The sequence below is a fragment of the Streptomyces sp. NPDC004732 genome (genome assembly GCF_040609235.1).
In the GTDB taxonomy this organism is placed as follows: Bacteria; Actinomycetota; Actinomycetes; order Streptomycetales; family Streptomycetaceae; genus Streptomyces.
On sequence record NZ_JBEXJR010000004.1, the window covers coordinates 162,882 to 183,147 of the forward strand.

Annotated in this window: 17 protein-coding genes; 8 read left to right on the plus strand and 9 right to left on the minus strand. The window is 69.5% G+C overall.

Annotated features, from left to right (window positions below):
• Position 1: 1 nt before the first annotated feature.
• From ABZV77_RS13015 to ABZV77_RS13025, 3 genes are all read right to left on the minus strand, one after another.
• A complete protein-coding gene (locus tag ABZV77_RS13015) occupies positions 2-2,389 on the minus strand; it encodes a hypothetical protein (protein WP_356254639.1) in 2,388 nt (795 codons plus the stop codon).
• Between the two features lie 433 nt (positions 2,390-2,822).
• Positions 2,823-3,569, minus strand: a complete 747-nt coding sequence (locus ABZV77_RS13020) for a phosphotransferase (RefSeq protein WP_356254642.1) — start codon at positions 3,567-3,569, stop codon at positions 2,823-2,825.
• Between the two features lie 49 nt (positions 3,570-3,618).
• The gene (locus tag ABZV77_RS13025; RefSeq protein ID WP_356254645.1) at positions 3,619-4,467 is read right to left on the minus strand and encodes a LysR family transcriptional regulator; all 849 of its coding nucleotides are present in this window, start codon (positions 4,465-4,467) and stop codon (positions 3,619-3,621) included.
• 70 nt (positions 4,468-4,537) lie between these two features.
• Between ABZV77_RS13025 and ABZV77_RS13030 the strand changes: the two genes are divergently transcribed.
• Entirely contained in the window at positions 4,538-4,855 is a 318-nt protein-coding gene (locus tag ABZV77_RS13030; protein WP_356254648.1) for a hypothetical protein, read from the plus strand.
• Positions 4,856-4,951: 96 nt separating this feature from the next.
• Complete coding sequence (locus ABZV77_RS13035) at positions 4,952-5,368, plus strand: hypothetical protein (RefSeq protein ID WP_356254651.1); 417 nt, start codon at positions 4,952-4,954, stop codon at positions 5,366-5,368.
• A 3-nt stretch (positions 5,369-5,371) separates the two neighbouring features.
• Here the strand turns inward: ABZV77_RS13035 and ABZV77_RS13040 are convergent, their stop codons facing one another.
• From ABZV77_RS13040 to ABZV77_RS13050, 3 genes are read right to left on the minus strand one after another with little or no spacing between them, the layout of a single operon-like run.
• Positions 5,372-5,827, minus strand: coding sequence for an HIT domain-containing protein (locus ABZV77_RS13040; protein ID WP_356254654.1), 456 nt, complete (start codon positions 5,825-5,827; stop codon positions 5,372-5,374).
• Between the two features lie 35 nt (positions 5,828-5,862).
• On the minus strand, positions 5,863-7,560 hold the full coding sequence (locus tag ABZV77_RS13045; RefSeq protein ID WP_356254657.1) for a hypothetical protein: 1,698 nt from the start codon (positions 7,558-7,560) through the stop codon (positions 5,863-5,865).
• Positions 7,557-8,645, minus strand: coding sequence for a TIR domain-containing protein (locus ABZV77_RS13050; RefSeq protein WP_356254660.1), 1,089 nt, complete (start codon positions 8,643-8,645; stop codon positions 7,557-7,559). Before ABZV77_RS13050 ends, ABZV77_RS13045 begins: the two co-directional genes overlap by 4 nt.
• Before the next feature lie 532 nt (positions 8,646-9,177).
• Here ABZV77_RS13050 and ABZV77_RS13055 point away from each other — a divergent pair.
• From ABZV77_RS13055 to ABZV77_RS13080, 6 genes are all read left to right on the plus strand, one after another.
• The gene (locus ABZV77_RS13055) at positions 9,178-10,389 is read left to right on the plus strand and encodes an FxsB family cyclophane-forming radical SAM/SPASM peptide maturase (protein WP_356254663.1); all 1,212 of its coding nucleotides are present in this window, start codon (positions 9,178-9,180) and stop codon (positions 10,387-10,389) included.
• On the plus strand, positions 10,386-11,165 hold the full coding sequence (locus ABZV77_RS13060; RefSeq protein WP_356254666.1) for a hypothetical protein: 780 nt from the start codon (positions 10,386-10,388) through the stop codon (positions 11,163-11,165). The genes ABZV77_RS13055 and ABZV77_RS13060 overlap by 4 nt, the downstream gene beginning before the upstream one ends.
• A gap of 24 nt (positions 11,166-11,189) precedes the next feature.
• The gene (gene fxsT, locus ABZV77_RS13065) at positions 11,190-15,113 is read left to right on the plus strand and encodes an FxSxx-COOH system tetratricopeptide repeat protein (RefSeq protein ID WP_356254669.1); all 3,924 of its coding nucleotides are present in this window, start codon (positions 11,190-11,192) and stop codon (positions 15,111-15,113) included.
• A 28-nt stretch (positions 15,114-15,141) separates the two neighbouring features.
• Positions 15,142-15,969 (plus strand): hypothetical protein, encoded by an 828-nt coding sequence (locus ABZV77_RS13070; RefSeq protein WP_356254672.1) that lies wholly within the window; start codon positions 15,142-15,144, stop codon positions 15,967-15,969.
• The gene (locus tag ABZV77_RS13075) at positions 15,966-16,976 is read left to right on the plus strand and encodes a hypothetical protein (protein ID WP_356254674.1); all 1,011 of its coding nucleotides are present in this window, start codon (positions 15,966-15,968) and stop codon (positions 16,974-16,976) included. Before ABZV77_RS13070 ends, ABZV77_RS13075 begins: the two co-directional genes overlap by 4 nt.
• A 114-nt stretch (positions 16,977-17,090) precedes the next feature.
• Positions 17,091-18,293 carry a hypothetical protein gene (locus ABZV77_RS13080; protein ID WP_356254677.1) on the plus strand — a complete coding sequence of 401 codons (1,203 nt, stop codon included), beginning with the start codon at positions 17,091-17,093 and terminating at the stop codon, positions 18,291-18,293.
• On the opposite strand, the gene ABZV77_RS13085 is transcribed toward ABZV77_RS13080, so the two are convergent.
• From ABZV77_RS13085 to ABZV77_RS13095, 3 genes are all read right to left on the minus strand, one after another.
• Positions 18,265-18,498 carry a helix-turn-helix transcriptional regulator gene (locus tag ABZV77_RS13085; RefSeq protein WP_356254679.1) on the minus strand — a complete coding sequence of 78 codons (234 nt, stop codon included), beginning with the start codon at positions 18,496-18,498 and terminating at the stop codon, positions 18,265-18,267. The two genes, ABZV77_RS13080 and ABZV77_RS13085, sit on opposite strands and share 29 nt — an antisense overlap.
• Entirely contained in the window at positions 18,498-19,088 is a 591-nt protein-coding gene (locus tag ABZV77_RS13090) for a DUF2975 domain-containing protein (RefSeq protein ID WP_356254682.1), read from the minus strand. The genes ABZV77_RS13085 and ABZV77_RS13090 overlap by 1 nt, the downstream gene beginning before the upstream one ends.
• A gap of 126 nt (positions 19,089-19,214) precedes the next feature.
• On the minus strand, positions 19,215-20,108 hold the full coding sequence (locus ABZV77_RS13095) for a hypothetical protein (protein WP_356254685.1): 894 nt from the start codon (positions 20,106-20,108) through the stop codon (positions 19,215-19,217).
• Positions 20,109-20,266 lie beyond the last annotated feature (158 nt).

The following is a 20,266-nucleotide window of genomic DNA, read 5'->3' on the forward strand; positions in this document are numbered from 1 at the left end:
GTCACGCCCTCGGGTACTGGTGAGCGTCGAGCGGGGCGTGCTGGGCGGGATCGATGAGGTTGACGATCAGCCACTTGCAGAGGAAGCAGAACATGCCCCGGAGGTCCGCGTCGTTGGTCGTGCCCTTGTCCTGGCCGCGCATCTTGCACTCGCCCGACGCCCGGTAGAAGCCGCCTGCGAAGTGGTTGCCGCCTTCAAAGATCCCCACCATCTGGTACGCGAACTTCGGTGGCACGAAGCCCGGTACGCCGATGGGCAGGTCCGTCTCCTCTTCCCGCTTCCCGAACGGCTTCGTGGTGTCCCGGTTCCTGTTCAGCGGGCCGTGGCTGCGCTGGTTCGCGGGGGAGGGGTCGGCGACGAAGTCCCGTACTGCCTTGTCCACCACGAAGACCGGAAGCCCCGAGAGGTCGGTCCGCTGGACGAAGACCACCGAGCCCTTCTTGAAGACCGGGAGCTGCGGGACGGCTCCCGCGGTCTGCAGGAAGAGGGTGCCGAGCTTCTCGTCGGGCCTGGTGGCGATGGTCAGGTTGGTCAGCACATCACTGGGTGTCGTCTTCAGCGGAAGCTGCCGGTTGTCGGCACCCGTCGAGAAGTCGCGCACGGTCACCTTGGCGTTGTCCTTCCACGCCTGGACCCATTTCGCGATGTCGGCGGTGCCGACCGTGACTTCGAAGATGTCGGACACCAGCGGCACCGAGGGCACCAGGAGTTTCCCGGACACGCGCATCCGCGGCACGCCGAACCATTTGATCTTGTCGGGGTTGAGCTTGCGGTCCTGCGGGGGCGCTCCCTGGTGCAGGAAACTGAGCTTCGCCAGATTGTCGAACAGCAGGTCGTGGGTGGGGTCGTTGTCCCCCTGCCGGTCGCCCCCGAAGTCCTCGTACTCGTCCCCCAGATTGAAGGAGTGGGCGAACTCATGGGCCACCTTGTTGACGAGGTGGTCGATGTCGGTGACGCCCAGGGGATGATTCGGCAGGACGGGCGGCGGGGTCCTTGTCCGCACCGGCCTGGCCCCCGGCACGGCGGAAAGCTCGACTTTCCCCTGCCGCCCCACCGTTGAGGCCGTCAGAGTGCCCTGGTTGAAGGCCGTGCCGCCCAGGAGCGGGTCGTACGCGATGATCGCCACCATCCCACGGCTCTTGCGGAATTTGGTGTCGTCGGGAATCCAGTTCTTCCCGATGGGAAGGTTCGGCGGCTCGGAAAGACGGAGCCCGTCCAGATATCCGAGAATGAAGTTTCCCGGGTTCGTCGCGTTGCTGCTCGCGTACACCTCGGGAGCGTGCCTGCGGGGATCGAGTTCCAGTGTCTGATGACCGTCGACCCGGTAGAACTCATAGACACGGTCGATGAATTGCTTCAGGTTCGGCGCGTTCGGCGTATCGCTCGCGGGAGGCTGGACCGCGGGCTCTCCCTGGCCGTTGAACCTGCCCCGGTCGGCCCGGCGGCGTCCCAGATACAGTCCGTAGAAGGTGTCCGACGCCTCGATGAATCCCTCCGCCTGGTGCTCCTTCCAGGTCGCGATCACCAGGTCGGTCGCCTTGCCCTCGACGAAGTCGGTCAGGCCCTGGCCCTTCCAGAGATCCCGCAACTGCTGCGGATTCCGGCTCTCTCCACGCGGGGGAAGGCCCACGCGCTCGACCAGTTGCTGGACGCTGTAGCTGTTCTCCGGAAATCCGCTCGTATCCGACTCGGGAATACGTCGGCCGATGAAGTCGCGTCCCGCCTGTCCGGCCTTGTCCACGACGCGGGGGCCGCAGGTGACGAGCTGCTGCTCGGACGCCTCGAACGCGGTGAAGACGTTGAAGCTCTTGCTCAGCAGCCCGTACGGCTGGTGCCGCGGCTTCTCGAACATGTCGCGCACGGTGCGCTGGATGATGTTGTCGAACAGCTGGGCGTCCTTGGCCTCGAACCCCTCCGCGACGAAGACCATGTTGACCTGGTCCTCGTGGTGCACCACGTCCGTGGCCCTGACCCGGGTGAGCGTGGTCCGCGGCTTCGCGTGGTCGACCACGCGCACCGGCAGGGTGTTGCTGATGGCCGTGCCCTTGAGCGTGCCGGAGACGGCCACCGGAGCCGCCGTCTCCGCCGTGCCCCGCAGCCTTCCCCGCGGAGCGATCACGACGCTCGGACTCGGCGACGTCAGATCGATGTAATCGTGGCCCGTGATGTCGCCGACCGCGTCGGTGCCTGCCGCCGGGTGTTCACTGAAGCGGGCGTACAGCGAAGGCTGTGCATGTGCGAAATTGCTGTCCTTCGTCGTCGTGATGGATTTGTTTCCGAACCACCAGTCCTCGATCTTCTCGTGCACCTGGAGCCTGCCCACCACCACCCCGAAGCCGCCGCTGACGGTGATCTGGAAGAGATAGACACCGGGCTCCGTGGCCGTCACGATTCCGGAATTGCTGACCGAAGGAAGATTCGTGAGCCGACTCCCCGTCGGGTGATACGGCGCAAAGAAATGGAAGACGCTGCCGTTGGTCCGGTCCGTCAGCACGAACGGCTTGGGTGCGGCCTCGGTGAAAGTGCGGCTGAACACCTGAATCTTGAGCGGGAGATTGCCGGTAAGCACGAGATGCAGATCAAGGTGCGGAAACACCGGAAGATCCGCAGTGATGGGAACCGTACTTGCCATGATCGCTCCCGTCGGTCGATCTTCAGGACGGCGAAGGATTCCGATCCTCCCACCGCCCCCAGATCAACAGAAGAGCGAATGCAACACGGTTTGAACAATTCCATGGTGAGGCCGGTGCGTCTTTGCCTGGAATTTATCGCTCCAGTCGGAACGGGGCACTCATTCGCCACCGGCAGTGGGCCCCGACTCCTCACATCCGGGATTTGAGCACGTCGACCTCACAGCCCGGCGCGAATGCGTCGAAGCCGTGCTCGACCAGCCAGCGAACTCCCAGCAGGCTTCGGAGGGACCACCACGCGTGGATCACGTCGAGGTCGACGTCCGCGCCGTAGCCTGCGATGACGTCGCCGAGGTGATTCTCGTGTCCGAGGGTGAAGGTGGCGAGGTCGTACAGGGCGTCCCCCTGTCCCGCTTCGGACCAGTCGATGATGCCCGTGATCTCGTCGCCGTCGGCGAAGACGTGGGCGATCTGCAGGTCGCCGTGTGTGAACGCCGGGGTCCAGGGCCGGAGTGCGGCCTCGGCGACCTGGCGGTTGCGGGTGACCAGGTCGGCGGGGAGGGCGCCGCTCGTCACGAGCCACTCGCACTCGCCGTCGAGTTCCGCCGCCAACTCGTCGAGGCTCCGTCCGGCCCTGCCGGGACGGGACGGCGCGGGCGCGTCGTGCAACTTCCGGAGGGCGGCGCCCGCCGCGGCCCAGGCTGTCGGGGAGGCGGTCGACGGCTCGCCGAGGCGGCCGAGCGTCGCCCCTGGCACCGCGGCGATCGCAAGCACGGGCGGCTTGCGCCACAGGACCTCCGGGGTCGGGACCGGCGCCATGGCCATCGCCTCGACCTCGACGTCGATGCGTGCCTGATCGGCGTCCACCTTCAGAAACACGTCGCCGACGCGCAGTGTCGCGCGCTCGGAATGGGCGACTACGACCTTGACTTCATCCATGGCGACCAGCATCCCGGACGATCGTCGACGGCGCCGGGAATTATTTCCGTCAGGAGTCCGAGGGCTTCGACTCCAGCGCCGCAGCCACGAACGAAGCGACCAGCGGCCGCCGTTCCTGCTCGTTCCAGGCGAGCACCAGGCGGCTGGGCGGCGCGTCGGTCACCGGTACGCAGACCAGGCCCTCCGGGACCGGTTCGACCAGCGAGCGGGGCAGCACCCCGACCATCCGGCTCGCCGTGATCATGTGGAGCATCTGGGTCACGTCCGCGACCTCGGGACCGGAGCCGTCGCCCCCGGGCACCCCTTTCCAACGGGGCAGCGTCTCACCCGCCAGGTCGGCCATGCGCACGGAGGCGTGCCCGGCCAGCCGGTGCCCGGACGGGACGATCGCCACGCGGTCCTCGGCGTGCAGCGTCTCGTGGGCCAGTCCTTCGAGGTCGTCGAACGGCGCGTAGAGCAGGCCGACGTCGGCCCGGCCGTCGTGCAGGAAGTCGGCGCGGTCGGCCGGACCGCTGAACAGGATGTCCACCCGCCGGGCGTCGGGCCGCCGGGCGTACTCGGCGAGGATCCCGGACAGCAGCCCGGCGTCGCCGCCCGGCTTGAGCACCAGCCGCAGGTGGTCGTGGGTGTCTCCGGCGCGCCTCGCGTGCCGGACGGCGGCGCCGACGGCGTTGAGCGCATGCCGCCCGTGTTCCCGCAACGCCTCCCCGGCGGGGGTGAGCTCGACGTGCCGACTGGAGCGGACGAACAGCGGCACACCGAGCCGGGTCTCCATCCGCCGGATCGCCTTCGAGAGCGCGGGCTGGGCGATCGACAGCCGGACGGCGGCCCGGCCGAAGTGCAGCTCGTCGGCGAGTGCGATGAAGTATTCGAGCTCGCGTGTCTCCAGTTCGACCATGCCTCCAGGTTATCGCCGGATGCCGAACGGGTCTTGGACGCGAAGGGCGGTCTCCTTCAAGAATTGCGACATGATTCACCACACGATGATCGTCTCCTTCGACAAGACCCTGCCCGCCGGAGAGCTCGACCAATACCTGAAAGACATCGAACGGGTCATGCTCGACTCCGACGCGGTGCAGTCGGTCGCCGTCCGGCACCACATCCCCCTCCCCGGCGAGGAAGCCATTGCGGCGCTCGTCGCGACCGCGGTCGTGCAGGTCGCCGTGGCCGACACCGATGCGCTGGCGAAGGCGTCCGCCACACCCGACTTGCACGAGGTCATCGAGCACTGGCAGGCGCGGCACCCGTACAAGGTCGTCTGGGTGAACCACGAACCGCTGGCGTGAACCTGCGGGAACCGGCGTGAAGTGGCACGAACGCCGTTGGCCCGACCGGAAGCACTGACTAAGATCCCCAGAAGGCCAGTTGTCACGGGGGGACACATGTCGGCGGGGCTGGACGAGGGCCGGATGCGGCATCTGGAGCTGATCCAGACGATCGTGACCCGGATGGGCAACAACTCCTTCCTGATAAAGGGGTGGTCGCTGACGGTCACGGGCGCCCTGCTCGCCTACGCCGTCGGGAACGACAAGAGCGCGATCGCGGTGGTGGGGTTCGTACCGGTGCTCGCCTTCTGGGCCCTGGACGGCTACTTCCTTTACCAGGAGCGGCTGTTCAGGCGCCTCTACGACCGGGTGCGCCGCGCCACTTCCGCGAACGCGATCGAACCGTTCGCCATGGACGTGACACCGGGCAGGGAGAAGGCGGGCGTACTGAAAGCCGCCGCCTCCTTCACCCTGTCCGGCTTCTACGGAGGCCTCGTCCTGGCCCAGGCGTTCGCACTGCTCTTCGTGCTGTGAGCGCTATTGCTGTTCTTCGTGCTGTGACTCCAGCGCCGTACGCAGGCGCCGCACCGAGTCGTCGAGGAGATCCGCGTCCGGCTCGGCCGCCTCGGGCCACAGCTGCGGCATCCTGTCGCCCGTGTAGCGCGGCACGACGTGGACGTGGAGGTGGAACACGGACTGGGTGGCGACCGCGCCGGACGACTGGATGACGTTCAGTCCCTCGGGGCGGTGGACCGCCCGGACCGCGTGGGCGGCCCTGAGCACCGCCGTCCCGACGGCCGCCGCCGTCGCCTCGTCCAGTTCCCAGATGTCCGCGACATGACGCCGGGGGATGACGAGGACGTGCCCGGGGTGGACCGGATTGAGGGGCAGGAAGGTCAGGGTTTCCGCGGTCCCGGCGACGATACGGGCCGGTCGGGTCCCTGCGTCGACCCCGCAGAAGACGCAGTCGGGATCGTGTTGTTCGGCACTCATGGTGCGAACGATAGGCGCGAGGGGCGGGGTGTCCCTCAGACGGCGCCGTCGTTGACGTCGCGGAATGCCAGCGGGAGCCTCTTCACCAGATCCCTGTCGAGGTGGGGCAGGTGTGTCTTGTACTCGGCGACCATGGACTGGGCGAGCGTGGACACGTAGTTGTTGAGCTCGGCCTCCTTGTTGTCCGCCACCAGGTCGTAGACGTCCCCGTCGTACTCCGGCCTGCCTCCCGAGTGCACGGAGTGCTGGTACGGCCCGAAGTCGGCGGGCATCTCCCAGTCCCCGAGGGGCCTGACCCAGAACACGGGCAGGATGGCGATGGGCTCCTGGCCAGGGACGGCGTTGAGGTTCGCCATGCGCTGCACCATGACGGCCCACTCGCGCCTGCACCACTCCCGCTGGAAGTACCCCTCAGTGATCAGGGGGACCATCAGCCGCGTGGTGCGGATCGCCTCGATCAGCTTGGGCTCCCACGTCGCCCCGTGCTGCATCATCTTGTCGAAGAAGCCGGACTTCGTCACCCGCCCCCCGAGCTTGGCGGTCACCCGCCGCTCGAGCAGGTTGTGGAACTTGAGCGCCTCGTCGAGGTCGACGTCCCTGTTGTGCCAGCTGGTGAAGAAGAAGCAGGAAGGCGCCTCGGCAGGCTCCGTCGGCGACGCCTGCCGGTCCCCCTGCCAACGCCTGGCCAACTCCTCGGCGATCCCTCGTACGCTGTCGGCCATCTGACGGCCGGTGCCTGCCGCATCGGTCGCCGCCGCCACCGTGTCGGCCAGCGCCCGCACGAATTCGGGATCCTCCTGCTCGAACACGGTGTCGAGCAGCAGGTCGACGCGCTCCGCCATGGACAGGTCCACGGTCGCAGCTTCGGGCAGCACGGTCGTGGTCGGCCGCGACCGCAGGTCCGCCATCCAGCGCCGGTAACTGCCGGAGTCCCGGCACACCGTCGAACGCAGCAGGCTGGACCGCAGACTCGTGCGCGCCCTGTCGGGCACGTCGGCCCGGTGCTGCGCGGGGAGCGCGGGCGACGGCGTCTGGCGCTCGGGCGGCGGGGGCGCCATGCGGGCTATCTCCGTCACGGTGGCGACCTGCTCCACGGTGACCCTGCCCGCGAGGACGGCCTCGCCGGCGCGCACGATCTGATGCGGATGCCCGTCGAAGGTCTCCACGAGCCGTGCGGCCTGCCGCTGGTCGAGACCCATGTTCTCCATGAGGAGCCGGACCGCGTCAGGCTCGGCCAACGGGCCCACGCGCACCCGGGCGTTCGGCTCCCACGCACCGGTCCTGCGCGACGTCACCAGGATGCGCGCGTTGCCCTCAGGGAAGTGCTGAAGGAGGCCGTCCGGGTCCTCCGCATTGTCGAAGATATAGAGCCAGTCGGCGGCCGTGGGGCCCTCCAGCGGCCGCCCCAGGTCCTGCTGGAACGCCGCGCGCAGCCGTTCCGTCTCGTTCGCGACGCGGTCCGCGAGCCGGTCGGGATCCGGGTCCCTGCCGCAGTCGAACACCCACATCAGTTCGTAGTGCTGCGTGTAGAGATGGCCGTAGGAGATGGCCAGCTGCGATGTCCCGTACCCGTACCGACGGTCCTCCGGGTCGTGCACGAGCACGGCGCGGTGGTCCATGAGGAGCCGGTGGGCGTCCGCGATCTCCTCGTCCCTGCCGACGAACGGTGCCGGCAGCGGCGGGAGGTTGTTCATCTGCGGCAGCTGCCGGGGCGGGCGACGTGACGGACTCACCGGCCGCTCCCACGGTCCGCCGACTGCTGCGGGGTCTCGGGCAGTACTTGTTCGATCAAGTGCTCGGCCTCCGCCGGGTCTGCCCCGGCCAGTACGACGACGTTCGCGTCACGGACGAGCAGGGGCCGGGGGGCCGCGTCGATCTGCACCAGGACGGCCTGGGACGGTCGGCCGGGGGAGCCGACGAACGTGTCCGCCCATTCGGTGGGGTCGGTGTTCCCGGCGGCGAAGTAGTTGCGGGAGAAGATGACGAGCATGCGCTCGGCCGCGGCCCGCGCCTGGGCGACCGCGTCCTGGAGGCTCTCGCGGCTGGCCCGCCAGCGGCGCAACCGCACGTCGTGCCCCCGCTGACCCAGCACCTCCGACATCCAGTCGGCCCAGGGCTGGTCGGCGCCGACGTAACTGATGGCGACCGAGCCCGGCTCGCGCTGCAGTGGCTCGGTGTCCAGGATCTCGCGCCGCCGCGACCAGCTCTCCCCGCCGGCGTCGGCCGACTGCCCGGCCTGCGCCGCGCTCGCGCTGCCGAACGCCGGAGCCAACTCCCGGGCGTCGGCCAGGTCCAGTCGTTCCAGCTCCGTACGCCCCGCCTCGGCAATGGTTTTGGCCAATTGTTCGAGCAGCGCGTAGTACCGTACTTTGTCCTCCGCACGCGGTGAGGCCGCCAGGGACTCCAGTCCGTACTGCCGCAGCCAGTCGAAGGCTCCGGGGCCCTCCACCGATGTGCGTACGTCCTCCGGCGCCTGGCCGTCGGCCACCGGCTTCCAGCACAGCGGGACGAGACAGCCACGCGCCGGGACGCCCCGGATGTCCTCGTGGTGTCTCATCCGGGCGTCGAAGACCGCCCATTCGAGCCCCGCACCGCGGTCGGCGAAGTACCTGGGGGAGTACAGCGCGATCATGACTCCGGCCCTGGTCACGCCGCCCTCGCGGGCCGACTCGGGCTCCGTCGTCGCACCGAGTACGCCGCTGACGCCGAACCCCTCCTGGATCCGCAGCTGGTACTCCAGGTGGGTGTGGAAACGCGTCAGCGCAGGCCAGCCATCAGCACGTACACAACTCGTATAGAAGAAAGCGGCTGGATCCACGCGCCCCTCACAAACTTCCGCCAACGGTCCGGCGTGATGGACATTCGCGCAGACTCGGTGAGAACGGATGGCCGGTCGGTCAGCGGCGGCTCCTCCGAGGCCGGTTCATACTCCCTCAATACCCCAGAGGATAGGCTTACTTGGCCCCGGTCGATATACTCACAGGCATCTGGTGGGAGCGCTCGGTGAGCGCACCGACGCATTCACGAGCGGGGGGACGACCGGTCCGAGGATGCACGAGCCCCGGACTGTAGCAGGAGCCGCACGATCCCCCTCGGCACCACATCTGTTCGACCGTGGCATGTTGGTCGGCCTCCGCGCGTCGCGGAGCCGAAGCAGTCGGGGGGAGCCTGCGTTATGGGACGTGACGCGGCACAGCACACGGCACATGGAGTCGAGTTGTCCGCGGACCACTCGCCCCACGGCCCACCCGACTCCCTCGCCCTGAGCCGACTCCCACGCAGCGCGCTCGTCGAGGCCCTGCTGCGCAACGCCGGCCGAGCCGCAGGACCCGTGCGGCCGAGGTGGGAAAGTGCGGTGTGAGACCGCACCCCGCGCCGCATCACCACCCGACGAACCCGCGGCGACGTTCACGCAGTTCGTCGTAAAGCTCTACAGCCGCTGCAACTTCGGGTGCCCCGACTGCTACATCTACGAGCATCGCGACCGCGGCTGGACCGATCAGCCCCTGGTCATGGGCCCCGCGGTGATGAGACGGCTGTCCGGCAGAATCACCGAACACCTGCGCCGCCACCGCCCGGAGCGGGCCCAAGTCGTCCTGCACGGCGGCGAACCCCTGCTGGCCGGGACCGCGATTCTGGAGCGCTTCGCCCGCAGCCTGCGCGCCGACTGCAAGGACCTCGCCACCCAGGTCGAACTGCTCGTCCAGACGAACGCCTCCCGGCTCGACCGGGCCTTCCTGGAGATCTTCCGGCGCTACGGCGTCACGGTCGGCGTCAGCCTCGACGGCACCGCCCGTTCGCACGACCGACGGCGCCCCGACCGGGGCGGCCGGGGCACGTACACCGAAGTGGCCCGCGCGCTGTCCCTGCTGCGCATGCCGCGCTACCGGGCCCTGTACGGCGGCCTGTTGTGCGTCGTGGACATCGAGGCCGACCCCGTCGAGACGTACGAGGCGCTGCTCGAACACGAGCCGCCCACCGTCGACCTGCTGCTGCCGCACGCCACCTGGCAGTTCCCGCCGCCCCGGCCCCCGGACGCGGACGACGCGCCGTACGGCCGCTGGCTGGCCGCCGTGTTCGACCGCTGGTTCGACGCCCCTCGGCGGGAGACCTCACTGCGGCTGTTCGACTCGCTGCTCGACCTGCATCTGGGCGGCACGAGCACCAGCGAGATGTGGGGCCCCTACGGCTCGGACGTCGTGGTGATCCAGCCGTCCGGACTCATCGAGTACAACGACATCCTCAAGACGGTGAGTGCGCGGGCCGCCCGGTCCGTACTCCACATCGGGGCCCATGACTTCGACCGTGCGGCCGCCGACCCGGGATTCGCCGCCGAGCGAGCCGGGCTGAACGGGCTCTGCGCGCAGTGCCGGTCCTGCCCGGTCGTCGACATCTGCGGTGGCGGTCTGCGCGCCCACCGCCACCGCCCGGACAACGGCTTCGACAATCCGTCGTGCTTCTGCGCCGACCTCCGGTTCCTCATCGACCACGTACGGGAGCGGCTGACGCACGGAGTCAGCGCGTTGCGGACGCGCCCTGACCGAGAGGGGTGGAGCGCATGACCGCGCACCGCAGTCCAGACGCTCCCTACTACTACATAAGCCACGCCCTGCCGGTGCCTTCGGACCCCTGGCTGCGGTCGTTCCACCACGACGTCCAGGCCGAGATGCACCGCCGCCTGGGCCCCGGCCCCGGCCACGCGGGCCTGCTGGCGGAGCCCTGCCGCGACCCCGTGGGCGCGGAAGGCCCCGACTGGACGCCCGCGATGCGCTGCCGCACGCTGCTCGTCCTGCTCACCGAGCGCTACTACAAGGAGCCGCGCACCCTGCGCGATCTGGAGGTGTTCCGACGGCGGCTGCTGTGGGGGCAGCACCAGACCGGGGAGCGGTCGACCGCCCTGGTGCTGGTGCCGTGGAACACCCAGGGGCTGCCGTCGCGCCGGGAACCCGACACCCTGGCCGTGCCGGTCGGCGACTACACGAGGTCCGGCCTCGGGGGACTCGTAAGGGCTCCGCACGCCCGCGGCGGCTATCTGAAGGTGCTGCGGGCGGTGGTCGAACGAATCCTCACCGGCGCACGTCACTCGCCTCCCGTCATGACGCCCGAAGACCTGTACTTCACTGTTTCCTCAGGTGTTTCTGGAATGCCGAGAATTCCGCTCTCGGCCAGGAAATTCCTAGATAGGCAGTTCGCGCCGGTGCGGGTACCGTGGGCGCCAACGCACGCCGCACCACCGTCCCGCCCTGCCGAAGCATGGTGGGAGGCAGCCCCTCACCGTTCGTGGTTCTCCACTCCGGAGAGCGACGAGCGGCCCATCCTCCGGGGGCCTCACAGCTGACGCACCCACGCTGGAGCGACATCGATGAGCAGTGCCGAGCCGTCCGGTTCCGTACGTGGTGGAAACCAGGCGACCGTCGTCACCTTCTACTCGTACAAGGGCGGAGTCGGCCGCACCATGGCGCTGGCCAACGTCGCCTGGCTGCTGGCCGACGCCGGTCACCGCGTCCTCGTCATCGACTGGGACCTGGAATCACCCGGGCTGCACCGGTATCTGCGCCCCTTCCTCCGGGACCCCGAACTGGCCGAATCCACCGGTGTGGTGGAGATGGTCCAGGACTACGGCCGCGCCGTCGAGGCGCTGGCGGCCGAGGACGTCCCCGATGCCGAGAAGGAGGCCAGACTGGCGGAGCTCCTCGAACGGCACACGCAGGTGGGCATCCACACCGACTCGCTCGCCTACCGCTTCACGAGCCCCGCGGGCAGGATCGACTTCCTCGGCCCCGGCTGCCAGGACGGCCTCTACGGCCGACGCGTCGCGACCTTCGACTGGGCCCGGTTCTACCTGGAGCAGAGCGGACGGCTCTTCGCGGAGGCGCTGCGGGAGAGCCTGCGCGCCGATGACTACGACTACGTGCTCATCGACAGCCGCACCGGTCACTCGGACAACGCGAGCCTCTGCACGCTGCTCCTGCCCGACGTGGTCGTCGTCGGCTTCAACTTCAGCAACCAGTCCATCGAGGGATCCGCCGCCGTCGCCCGCCAGGTGCGGGAGCAGTCCGGTGGCCGGATCAGGGTCCTGCCGGTCCCGATGCGCGTGGACCGCTCCCATCCGGAGCAGGCCGAGCGCCGCCTGTCCCGCGCCAGGGACCAGTTCGCGGGCGCGGCCAGCCCGATCCTGCTCACCAGCGAGGAGCAGTACTGGCGCGAGGTCGAGGTGGCCCACCTGCCGAACATCGCGTACGAGGAAGTCCTCATCCCCTTCGCGCTGCAGAACTACGAACCCTCGCTCCAGAAGCAGGCCTACGAGCGACTCGGCCAGGAGATCAGCGGCGACGCCGAACTGCGCTTCGCCTCCGTCGCGGCCCACGTCCGCGAGACCTACGCCGAGGTGTTCGCCGGGGTACCGGCGGCCGCCCGTGTCGTACGACTCGTGTTTGAGCCGCAGGAGCGCCGGTGGGCGGACTGGATCCGTGCCGAGCTCTTCGCGAACGGCGTGATGTGCGAGTTCGACCGCGGATCCGGCGAGCGGGCCGCCCGGGGCGACACGACGGTCACGTACCTGGTCCTGATGTCCTCCGTCATGGTCGGCTCCCCCCGCCTCGCCGGTCTGACGGCACACCTGAATCCGGACGGGCTCGTCGGCCAGCCGAAGGTCGACGTGGCGTGGCTCGAGGACGTCGAGGTGCACCCGCCGTTCCGGGACCGGCCAGGACCCCGGCTGTACACGCTGGAGGAGGAACCGGCGCGCAACGCCCTCCTGTCGCACTTCCTCCCGGGGGACCGCCGCGGTGTCCCGTGGGCGGACCGGTCCGCCCACGGGCCGCGCTTCCCCGGCAGGCACCCCCGGATCTCGCACGTCCCACCGCTGCGCCAGGGCGAGTTCCTCGGCAGGGAGGACTGTCTGCAGGAGGTGCGGAACGCGCTGCCTCCCGGCCAGGCGGCGAGGAAGCCGGTCGTGCTGTACGGCCCGCCGGGGGTGGGCAAGCGGACCTACGCCCTGGAGTATCTGAACCGGTTCCGTGCCGACTACGACATCGTGTGGTGGATGCCCGCCGACAGCTCCGAGAGCGTCGTGCGCGAACTGGTGCTGCTGAGCGAGGAAGTGGGGGCCTCCCGGCGCGCGTCGCCCCGGGCCGTGGACGCGCTCCGCGAGCTCCTGGAGGGCAGGCGCGGCGGACCCGAGCGGCTGCTTCTCGTCTACGAGGACGCCAGGCACCCCGATGAGATCGAGAGCCTGCTCTTCTCCAGCAACCAGGTGCACGTACTGATCACGTCCGAGAACCCGGACTGGGGCACGCTGGCCCACCCCATCTGCATCGAGCCGCCCTCCGTCGAGGAAGCCGTGCGGTACCTGCGGCGCAAGGCGCCCCAGTTGACCCGTGAACTCGCCGAACAGCTCGTGGAGTTGGGGGAGACCCTGCCGCAACTCCTCGACCAGATGGCCGCGTACCTGCAGAGCACCGCGCGCCCGCCGGAGGCCGCGGTGGCGGAGTTCGTGCAAGAGGTCGGCAACCGGCAGGCCCTGGGTCTCGAGCTCCCCTCGGCGGTGTGGCAGAGCGTCGTCGAGGACCTCGGCAAGGAGCGCCCGGCTTCGCTCGATCTCCTGAGGATGCTGACGGCCCTGTCGCCGGAAGGCGCGGGCTGGGACCTGCTGGAGTCGCAGGCCTCCCTGGAGTTCCTCGGGCTGCCCGCGGGCGTGGAGGGGCGGCGACAGCTCGGCTATGCGGCCCGCGGACTGCTCAGCAGGTCCCAGGCGCGCCGCGGTCAGGACGGCAGGCAGCTGACGGCGTCCCGGATGATCCTCGCGGCGCAGCTCAGGGAGCTGGAGCCGACGGAGGCGGCGGAGATCGCCGCCGGGGTCCGCCGCGTCCTTGCCGCGTACGCGCCCCCGGACGACCGGGTCGACGACCAGGACATGTACCCGCGCTACGCGGAGCTGGACCTCCATGTCGAGTCCTCGGGAGCGATGCGGGACGACAGCCCGGAGGTGCGCCGCTGGCTGGTCAACCAGGTGCGCTACCGGCGCCGCACCCAGTGCCTGGAAGCCGCGTTCACCCTGGCCCAGCGGCTGGAGCAGGAGTGGACCGCCGGGGCGGCCACCGACGACGAGCGCCAGCTCCTGCTGCTGCGCCTGCGGGTGGAACTGGCCAACATCCACACCGACGCCGGACGGTACCCCGAGGCCAACCGGGTCAACGGCGCGGCGCTGGGGGAGCTGCGCAGGCTGCAGGATCTGGACGGCGAGTTCGCGTTGCGCAGCGCGCTCGGGCGCGGCGGAGAGCTGCGGGCCCTGGGACGCCCGCAGGACGCGCTCGCCGAGGACCAGTCCACCCGGGACATCCTGCGCTCCAAGTACGGCCCGGAGAACCACTTCACCCTCATGGCGGGCAGTAACCTCGGGCTCTCGCTGGACATGGTCGGCCTGCCGAACGACTCCCTGGAGCAGCACCAGGAGGTGCACGAGCGGCGGGTGCGGGTGCTCGGCGAGCAGCATGAGCTGACCCTGCTCAGCTCCGTGCATGTGGCCAGCAGGCTGCGCGAGATCGGCCGTTACGACGACTCGCTGACCCGGCTGCAGGAGATCTACCGGCACACCCAGAGCAGCGACGGGCTCGGCCGGGCCCATATGACGACGCTCCTTGCGGCCTGTTCGCTGGCCTCGACCCTGCGGCACATCGCCACGCTGTCCCCGGGGCTGTCCCTGCAGACGCGGAAGGCGAAGGCGGACTCCGCCCGCATGCTGAACGCACGGGCGAGGGACGCCTTCGTGGTGTACGGCGGCCCCCGGCACCCCGAAGCCCTCGTCTCGGGCGTCGGACTCGCCGCGGACCTGCGGTTCCTGGGCCGGATCGACGGGCCCCAAGGAGCGAGGGCGCTGGCCGAGGAGCACCTCGCGGCGTTCCGTGAGTGGGGGGAGGACCATCTCTTCACCCGGATCTGTGAGGTGAACCTCGCCCTGGTGCTGCGCGACATGGAGGACGAGACCGCCGCCGAACTCAGCGAGCGGGGCCTGCGCGGCCTCAAGGAGACCCTCTACGTGGACCCGCATCATCCGCTGATCCTGACCGCGTCTCTCTGCCACGCCAACATGCTCGTCTTCGCGGGCGATTCACGGGCGGCACGGCAGCTCGACGAGGTCACGCACCAGGGCTTGTTGGAGAAGTTCGGCCCCGACCACCCCCTCACGCTGACCGTGGCCGCGCATCTGGGGCTGCGGGGCGACGCCGGGGACCACGCGAGTCCGGACCACCGGATCAGCATCGAACTGGACGTACCGAAGATCTGAGCGAACAGCACGGAGCAAGGAGGATCCGATGGCGTATCCGTGGACGGGGTCGATCGGTGTCCCGCACGCGGTGGCGGTGCTCTCCACGGCACGCGGCTGCGGCGCGACGCTGCTTACGGCCGCGGCCGGTCTGATCGTCGACGACGCGGTCGGCCGCGTCGGGCAGACCGTGGTCCTGATGGACGCCGACACCGACGGCGGCGGGCTGACCGACCTGACCCGGTACTGGAACGCCACCTCCGAGGCCGGGGTCGACGGCCTCCTCGGGTTCGCCACGGACCCCATCGATCTGGCCAACCGCTCCGTGCACGGCTATCTGCGGCACGTGCACACCGGAGACGTGCGGCGCCAGGACATGGCCGTGTTCCCCCTCGGCCCCGGGGACAAGCCGGGAGAGCACCTGCCGACCAACGGGACGCTCCAGGAGACCGTCGGTGCCGCGGTCGAGCGGCTGATGGAGCTTCAGGGCTGTCTGTTCGTCGACTGCGGTGTTGTCCGTACCCCGGTCACACTTGAGGTGTGCCGACGGGTCCAGCACATCATCCTGGTCGGGCAGTCGGAGCCGACGAGCGATGTGGAGACCGCCGATTTCATGACGTGGCTGACGGAGCGTGGCCTGAGCGAGAAGGTCCTCGGCTGGGTGTGCAACGCCCCGAACGGAGCGCGGTCCGGGGCGGCCGAACCCACTGGGGTCCCTCCCGCACTGATGCGACTGCCGTACGACCGGGGCGGCGCGGCCACGATCGCCCTGGGGCGACTGCCGGGCCCCGGCAGTCCGCTGGTCCGGGCACTGTGCGAGCAGATGCTGGCGCTGTGGCCGGACGTCCTCAACGACGGGGCCATGGGGGCGAGATGAGCGATGACAGGACCGTGCCACCCGACCGGCCGCCGGAGGTGCGCCGCGCCACACATGTGACGGACGACAGCGACGCGTTCGTGGACCTGTGCGCGAACGCGCTCAGCGAGACCGGGCTCCATCACGTGGCCCAGTACCGCTGGGGCGTCTTCGGCTACTCGGTGGACATCCTGGACCGGCTTCCCGAGGCCCAGGGCGGTGGGTTCGGCGGGCCCGGCGGCAAGGAACAGGAGGTCAGGCGCGAACGGTTCGTGCGCCTCGGGCGTCAACTCCATTACGTCCTTGGCCGGATGGACCACGTGCTGCGCTCGGTCGACAGCGGCAAGCTGATCCGCAGCGTGCTCCAGGTCGGCGACGGCGCCGTCTTCCACTACTACTTCCGCACGGACGACTGCCTCACCGGGGTCTCCCTGGGTGCCGACACCGTGGACGCGGGCGACCGCGCCATGGCCGAACTGGTGGGGGCGTTCCGCCGCGAGATCGGCCTGCCCCTGATGAATCCGGGCGGCTTCGAATCGGAATCGTCGCTGCCGGTGGTGGAGCGGTCGAGCGGGAAGGAGCCCCACCGCGTCGTGGAGGGGCACTGGGGGACGACGGAACCCGAGCTGCTCGAACGCTGCGCCGAGGCGGTCTCGCCGCACGGGCTGCACTACGCCGGATACGTCGCTCCGGGCATCGGACGGCTCAGCGCGGACGTCTTCAACGACCCGCAACTGTCCCGCTTCTTCGGCGGCGGCCTCACCCGGGACGAGCGGCGCACCCGCTACACGGAGCTCGGTGAGCGTCTGCACTACGTCGTGGCGCGGCTCAATCAGTCCTTGCGTGCGGTGATGCCCGGCCGACTCTCACGGGTGGTCCTTGACGTCGAGGAAGGCGCCCTGTTCTATGTCGACCGGCCCGAGGACCACTTCCTGCTCGGCGTCACCCTCGACCAGAGCCAAGTGGCCCGGGCCGACCGGCGGATGAACCAACTGGTGCACCTCGTCTCCGCCGCGACCGACGGGTGACCATTCACTCACACGGGTACAGCGCAGGTACGAACCGCGGGCATTCGGTCCCGGCGCGCGCTCCACTGCTGGGATGCTCGTCGCCGTAGGCAGTCGGCCGGACGGGAGCGGGTCATGGCAAGGACGCTGAGAGCGGCGTGCCACTTATGGATCATGCTGGCCGTCCTGGGCTTCGGCTGGCTGCTCTCGACCGTCACGGGCACCGACCTCGTGACCGACTCCGCGGCCTACCCGTTGATCGTGTCGCTGCTCCTCGCCGTCGGACTGTACGGCTCGACCTCAGGCATCGACCTCGCCGAGGCGCGCGGTGATCTGCGCACGCTGCTCCTCGCGGTCACCGTCGGGGTGCTCGCCAAGGCCGCACTGATCGTGCCGGTGCTGTGGCTCGCGGTCCGGGAACCGGCGTATCTGATTCTGGCGATCGCGGTCGCCCAGATCGACCCGCTCTCGGTGGCGGCCCTGCGCTCGCGCAGCCGTATGTCGGAGCGCGGCAAGACCGTGCTGTCCGTCTGGTCGTCCTTCGACGACCCGGTCACCGTCCTGCTCACGGCCTATCTGGCCCCGGTGGCGCTGAGCGCGCTGAACGGCGCGGCGGACTCCTCCGCACTGCCCGTCACCCCGGACGCGTACGCCCTCACCATGCTGGGGAACGTGGTCCTGGTCGCCGTGGCCGCGCTCGGCTGGTTCCTGCTGAGGCCGCGGCCGCAGGCGCAGGGGTGGGAGGGCGGGGGAGCGGATCTGCTGCGTGCCGTCGGCTGTCTGCTGGTGCTCGGCGGTGTCCTGGCCGTGGCCACCGCGTACGGCCTGATGCTCGGTGTGGCGATCGTCGGCCTGTTCTACCGGCCGCCCCTGCTGCTGCCGGTGCTGGGCCCGGCCCTTGCCACCGCGTACTACCTGGCGCTGGTCGCGCTGGGACTGCTGCTCGTCGACGGTGTTGAGTTCGGGCCCGGGATCGCCCTCGGGGCGGCGGCTTTCGGCGCGCAGATGGTCGTCGGATGGTTCATCGCCCGGAACCTGGACCGCTCCGACCGGGTGTCCTTGGCGCTGGGCCAGCAGAACGGCGTGACGGCGGTGGTCCTCGCGCTGTCCCTCCAGCCGGCCTTCCCGCGCACGGTGGCGATCGTCGCGCCCGCCGTCGTCACCGTCAACGTCCTGCACTTCCTGACGAACGAGCTGTGGAACCGTCGGCAGGCGACCCGGCCCGCCCCGCCCGCCCCGTCCCCGGCCGGTGCTCGTGTCCTCCTGGCCGCCGACGAGCCCGTCGCCGTCGTCGTTGGACATCCCCTGGTCAGGCCCGCTCTTCGCCGTCGTGTGTGATCAGGTCCCCCGGCTGGCACCCGAGGACCTCGCAGATCCGTGACAGGGTCGAGAAGCGGATGGCCTTGGCCCGCCCGTTCTTGAGCACGGACAGATTGACGACGGTGATCCCCACCTTCTCCGACAGCTCGGTGAGCGTCATGCCGCGCTCGGCCAGGAGCCGGTCGAGGTGGATCCGGATCGAGTGAAGTTCCTCTTCGGGCATCAGATGGTCCCTTCGAGATCCTCTCGCATGCGTACGCCCTCACGCATGATCTTCCCCATGATCACCGCGGCGAGACCGGCGAGGATGAGCGCCTGCGGCCCGGAGACCGTCGGCCCCGAACCCACGATCGGCGCCATGCTCGAGACGAGCCAGGAGTGCGACCAGCCGACGACGAGACCGGCGAGCGGTGTGCCCACGGTGACGAACCAGCCGAGGGCGGTGAGCCGTCGCGACACCGCGTCGGTGAACGGTCCCTGCAGCAGGACGGCGTCGAGCAGCCGTGAGAAGAGCAGCAGGGCGAGGGCGCCGAACAGCAGCCAGGGCAGTCCGTCTCCGAGTTCGGCGGCACGCTGTCCCACGGACGGGCTGTCCTGGCAGAGGCGCACTGCGTTGCTGGAGGCGTCCACGCCCTTGCTGATCGGCAGGGGCTCTCCCGGCGCCAGCGAGGCGTTGCGCCAGAAGCCCGTCTCCACGCAGATCGTCCCGTCGTCGAGCATGTGTGTGACCGCCTTGCCGGCGAAGGCGAGCCCGCAGAGCAACGCCAGCCAGAAGGTAACTGACGCCAGGGTCCTCGTAAGTCGCGTGTTCACTGCATCCCTTCCCATCGATTATCGATATGCCTCAGAGTAGAGGACCATATCGATAATCGACAAGTTCATCAGTGGGGTGGGATGCGCGTCGCTGTGCCCGGGCGGTCGCGGCTGACGCCGGGGCGGTCAGGGCAGGAGGTTGCGGCCGCTGTCGTAGAGGTACTGCGCGAGGCTGTCGGTCGCGTGCCGCCCCAAGGTCTCCGTCAGCCCTTCCAGGAGCCGCCGCACCCGGCTCGGTTCAGCGGCCGGGCTGGTGCTCTCCGCTTCGAGCGAGGAGGCGTCGCGGATGATCTGGTCCCGGAGCTCATCGGTGGTGCCGACCCGGGGCGCTGCCGCGAGGACCTGGCGGGCGAAGTCCGCGAACTGGGAGGGATCGAAGCCGAACGTGTTGTTCTGCGTGTTGCCGGAGCCGACCTGGGCCGTGCCGCCGTGGATGTTCGTGGTGTACGTCGGGTGGTGGCCGTTCTGCATGAGGAAGTCCTTCACGGAGAGTGAACTGCCGGCGCACTGGATACCCACCTGAGTCAGCGTCAGGAGGGCTTGGAGCGGATGCTGTGCATCCCCTTCATGGAGGGTGGCGAGACCCTGTTCCGACAAGTAGACCGCCGCTGCACGCACTTCGTCGAGGGTGAGAGGGGAGCCGTACGTGAACGACTGGGGCAGCGCGAGAAACGCTTCCAGGACGACCGTGGGGCTGTATGACGCCTGAGAGGCCGTGGCCACCAGGCCGTTGCGGGCGTGCTGCTGACGCCCGTCGGTATCGCGGCGCAGGTGCAGGAGACGCTGCGCCTCCAGCTCGCCTGCGTGTGTGAGGCAGTACAAGTGGCCCTTACCGAAGGCGAAGACCCGTTTCAGCTGGTCCCGGCGGACCAGCTCGTTCAGGTCGCTGCGGAATCTGAAGCGGGAGCTGCGTCTCCATTCCTCCGGGAAGTCGTTCGGGCTCACCGGATCACCCTGCCCCCGTCGGCCGCGCTCGTACATCCAGACGAGTAAGTAGGCGTCCGCCCCAGGGTTCCTCATGGGCCGATGCTAGGGCCCTGTGCTGGTTTGCCACAGTTGCTGGAATGCCACAGTGCGACCGCGAGCCAGGCCAGGGTGGCGCCCCAGGTTCGTGACGTAGGCCGTTTCCCCGAAGCGGCCGGTGACCGCGGCCTGACGCCTGTGCAGTGCGGCGAGCA

Excerpts from the sequence above, each read along its gene's own strand:
- ABZV77_RS13020 (WP_356254642.1), bottom strand. The coding sequence starts at position 3,569 with ATGGATGAAGTCAAGGTCGTAGTCGCCCATTCCGAGCGCGCGACACTG.
- ABZV77_RS13025 (WP_356254645.1), bottom strand. The coding sequence starts at position 4,467 with ATGGTCGAACTGGAGACACGCGAGCTCGAATACTTCATCGCACTCGCC.
- ABZV77_RS13030 (WP_356254648.1), top strand. The coding sequence starts at position 4,538 with ATGATTCACCACACGATGATCGTCTCCTTCGACAAGACCCTGCCCGCC.
- ABZV77_RS13035 (WP_356254651.1), top strand. The coding sequence starts at position 4,952 with ATGTCGGCGGGGCTGGACGAGGGCCGGATGCGGCATCTGGAGCTGATC.
- ABZV77_RS13040 (WP_356254654.1), bottom strand. The coding sequence starts at position 5,827 with ATGAGTGCCGAACAACACGATCCCGACTGCGTCTTCTGCGGGGTCGAC.
- ABZV77_RS13060 (WP_356254666.1), top strand. The coding sequence starts at position 10,386 with ATGACCGCGCACCGCAGTCCAGACGCTCCCTACTACTACATAAGCCAC.
- fxsT (WP_356254669.1), top strand. The coding sequence starts at position 11,190 with ATGAGCAGTGCCGAGCCGTCCGGTTCCGTACGTGGTGGAAACCAGGCG.
- ABZV77_RS13070 (WP_356254672.1), top strand. The coding sequence starts at position 15,142 with ATGGCGTATCCGTGGACGGGGTCGATCGGTGTCCCGCACGCGGTGGCG.
- ABZV77_RS13075 (WP_356254674.1), top strand. The coding sequence starts at position 15,966 with ATGAGCGATGACAGGACCGTGCCACCCGACCGGCCGCCGGAGGTGCGC.
- ABZV77_RS13080 (WP_356254677.1), top strand. The coding sequence starts at position 17,091 with ATGGCAAGGACGCTGAGAGCGGCGTGCCACTTATGGATCATGCTGGCC.
- ABZV77_RS13085 (WP_356254679.1), bottom strand. The coding sequence starts at position 18,498 with ATGCCCGAAGAGGAACTTCACTCGATCCGGATCCACCTCGACCGGCTC.
- ABZV77_RS13095 (WP_356254685.1), bottom strand. The coding sequence starts at position 20,108 with ATGAGGAACCCTGGGGCGGACGCCTACTTACTCGTCTGGATGTACGAG.